2 rRNA genes are annotated in these 3,901 nt (G+C 52.4%); both read left to right on the forward strand.

What is annotated here, in order from left to right:
* Positions 1-419: 419 nt before the first annotated feature.
* Positions 420-3,221: ribosomal RNA gene (locus tag EM858_RS26855) — 23S ribosomal RNA — on the forward strand.
* A 402-nt stretch (positions 3,222-3,623) separates the two neighbouring features.
* A 5S ribosomal RNA gene (gene rrf / locus EM858_RS26860) occupies positions 3,624-3,738 on the forward strand.
* Positions 3,739-3,901: the final 163 nt, after the last annotated feature.

Raw genomic sequence — 3,901 nt, forward strand, 5'->3', positions numbered from 1 at the left:
GCAAGGACTGATGCCTGTTCTGAATACATTGTGAAGAGAAGATATGTCTGGAAGCGTCCAGGTGTTTTGGGTTTAGGCCCGAGACGTCCGAGACCAGTCCTTAAGAAACCATGAGATGGCTTAGTCGGCCGGAATTGGTGGAGGGATTGGAGGTAGGAAGGATCGCTTGTCCGAGGCATTTTTGTTGTTGGAACCTTGGTTCCTCTGATGAAGATGCTGGATTGATGTTGCCTGACCGCGCATCACCGGATGATATCTCGAGAAGCTGGTCTTAATGGTATGGCTTCGAGGTGCACCGGCGTGCCCTCAAAGAAGACCGTACCGACACGTCGATGTCATCAGGAAATGACTTGATTGTAAAAGGTAATCAGGTTGCCGTTCCTTTGGAACGGCTATGGATGAGCATAGACAATGAGAACGAAGAAGTGAATTAAGGGCATTTGGTGGATGCCTTGGCATGCACAGGCGAAGAAGGACGTGATACGCTGCGAAAAGCCGTGGGGAGCTGCGAATAAGCTTTGATCCATGGATCTCCGAATGGGGCAACCCACCTTAAATGCTTGGAAAATCCAGTCTGTTTTAACGAACGGCCTGGGTTTCCAAGCATTGTGATAAGGTATCTTACTTTCGAATACATAGGGGTAAGAAGCGAACGCAGGGAACTGAAACATCTAAGTACCTGCAGGAAAGGACATCAACCGAGACTCCGCAAGTAGTGGCGAGCGAACGCGGACCAGGCCAGTGGCAATGATGAATAAAGCGGAACGATCTGGAAAGGTCGGCCATAGAGGGTGATAGCCCCTTACGCGTAGAACAGTCATTGTCCTTGAGTAGGGCGGGACACGTGAAATCCTGTCTGAACATGGGGAGACCACTCTCCAAGCCTAAGTACTCGTGCATGACCGATAGCGAACAAGTACCGTGAGGGAAAGGTGAAAAGCACCCCGACGAGGGGAGTGAAATAGAACCTGAAACCGGATGCCTACAAACAGTCGGAGCCCGCAAGGGTGACGGCGTACCTTTTGTATAATGGGTCAACGACTTAGTGTAACTAGCAAGCTTAAGCCGGTAGGTGTAGGCGCAGCGAAAGCGAGTCTGAACAGGGCGATTTTAGTTAGTTGCATTAGACCCGAAACCGAGTGATCTAGCCATGAGCAGGCTGAAGGTTGGGTAACACCAACTGGAGGGCCGAACCCATAACTGTTGCAATAGTTCGGGATGACTTGTGGCTAGGGGTGAAAGGCCAATCAAACTCGGAAATAGCTGGTTCTCCGCGAAATCTATTTAGGTAGAGCGTCGACCGAATACCCTCGGGGGTAGAGCACTGGATGGGCTATGGGGACTCACCGTCTTACTGATCCTAACCAAACTCCGAATACCGAGGAGTACTAGTCGGCAGACACACGGCGGGTGCTAACGTCCGTCGTGAAAAGGGCAACAACCCTGACCTCCAGCTAAGGTCCCCAAGTCATGGCTAAGTGGGAAAGGATGTGAGGATCCCAAAACAACCAGGATGTTGGCTTAGAAGCAGCCATCATTTAAAGAAAGCGTAACAGCTCACTGGTCTAAATAAGGGTCTTTGCGCCGAAAATGTAACGGGGCTAAAGCCATGCACCGAAGCTGAGGATTTGCGAGTAATCGCAAGTGGTAGCGGAGCGTTCCGTAAGTCTGTGAAGGCGGACCCGTGAGGGCTGCTGGAGATATCGGAAGTGCGAATGTTGACATGAGTAACGATAAAGGGAGTGAGAGACTCCCTCGCCGAAAGACCAAGGGTTCCTGCTTAAAGTTAATCTGAGCAGGGTTAGCCGGCCCCTAAGACGAGGCGGACACGCGTAGTCGATGGGAACCACGTTAATATTCGTGGGCCTGGTGGTAGTGACGGATCTCGTGTGTTGTTCAACCTTATTGGATTGGTTGGGCGGCGAAGAGGTTCCAGGAAATAGCTCCACCGTATAGACCGTACCCGAAACCGACACAGGTGGTCAGGTAGAGTATACCAAGGCGCTTGAGAGAACTATGTTGAAGGAACTCGGCAAATTGCACGCGTAACTTCGGAAGAAGCGTGACCCTTTTGTACGCAAGTATGATGGGGTGGCACAGACCAGGGGGTAGCGACTGTTTATCAAAAACACAGGGCTCTGCGAAGTAGCAATACGACGTATAGGGTCTGACGCCTGCCCGGTGCTGGAAGGTTAAAGGGAGGGGTGCAAGCTCTGAACTGAAGCCCCAGTAAACGGCGGCCGTAACTATAACGGTCCTAAGGTAGCGAAATTCCTTGTCGGGTAAGTTCCGACCTGCACGAATGGCGTAACGACTTCCCCGCTGTCTCCAACATAGACTCAGTGAAATTGAATTCCCCGTGAAGATGCGGGGTTCCTGCGGTCAGACGGAAAGACCCCGTGCACCTTTACTATAGCTTTACACTGGCATTCGCCAAGGCATGTGTAGGATAGGTGGTAGGCTTTGAAGCAGGGACGCCAGTTTCTGTGGAGCCATCCTTGAAATACCACCCTTATCTTCGTGGATGTCTAACCGCGGTCCGTTATCCGGATCCGGGACAGTGTATGGTGGGTAGTTTGACTGGGGCGGTCGCCTCCGAAAGAGTAACGGAGGCGCGCGATGGTTAGCTCAGACCGGTCGGAAATCGGTCGTCGAGTGCAATGGCATAAGCTAGCCTGACTGCGAGACTGACAAGTCGAGCAGAGACGAAAGTCGGTCATAGTGATCCGGTGGTCCCGTGTGGAAGGGCCATCGCTCAACGGATAAAAGGTACGCCGGGGATAACAGGCTGATGACCCCCAAGAGTCCATATCGACGGGGTTGTTTGGCACCTCGATGTCGACTCATCGCATCCTGGGGCTGGAGCAGGTCCCAAGGGTATGGCTGTTCGCCATTTAAAGCGGTACGTGAGTTGGGTTCAGAACGTCGTGAGACAGTTCGGTCCCTATCTGCCGTGGGTGTAGGAATATTGACAGGATCTGTCCCTAGTACGAGAGGACCGGGATGGACGTATCTCTGGTGGATCTGTTGTCCTGCCAAGGGCATAGCAGAGTAGCTATATACGGAATGGATAACCGCTGAAGGCATCTAAGCGGGAAACCAACCTGAAAACGAGTGTTCCCTATCAGAGCCGTGGAAGACGACCACGTTGATAGGACGGGTGTGGAAGCACAGCAATGTGTGAAGCTTACCGTTACTAATAGCTCGATCGACTTCTTCGTTCCCATTGTTCATGCTCATCGAAGATGAGCATCATCTGTTCTGTCTTCACGCTGTCGCGGCCTTCGGCCGCTGCGCTGCAGACGGCGCGCGCCACGTGGCGCGACGGACTAGCGTCCTGTATGGCTGCCACGCTCGATCTCGAGCAAGGCAGACAAACGGATCGGTCACAGAAAGACGTGTAAATTAAATAGAGCCTTGGCTCTCCAGCTTCTCGAAACAACAGTTTCCATGTGAAAACATGGTCTGTGATCGCTTGGATCAGACGTTGCCTCATAGTCGAGGTGACCGTATGGCCAATTGGTGTCCCCTGTGAGCGTCAAGCGAACAGGATAAGGCACACCAATAAACAAGCAATCATATGATCCATGCGTTCCGCATGAACATATGTTGCGTTTTGCCGACCTGGTGGTTATCGCGGGGCGGCTGCACCCGTTCCCATTCCGAACACGGCCGTGAAACGCCCCAGCGCCAATGGTACTTCGTCTCAAGACGCGGGAGAGTAGGTCGCTGCCAGGTCTGCAAAACGCAACACAAATCTTCTCATTCACAAAAACCGGCACAAAGCCCAAATCAAAAGGCCGCATCAAGCGGCCTTTATGCTATAATAAAACCAGTCAACGCGGGGTGGAGCAGCCCGGTAGCTCGTCAGGCTCATAACCTGAAGGCCGCAGGTTCAAAT

Source organism: Agrobacterium sp. CNPSo 2736, from assembly GCF_004005385.1.
Lineage (GTDB): Bacteria > Pseudomonadota > Alphaproteobacteria > Rhizobiales > Rhizobiaceae > Agrobacterium > Agrobacterium leguminum.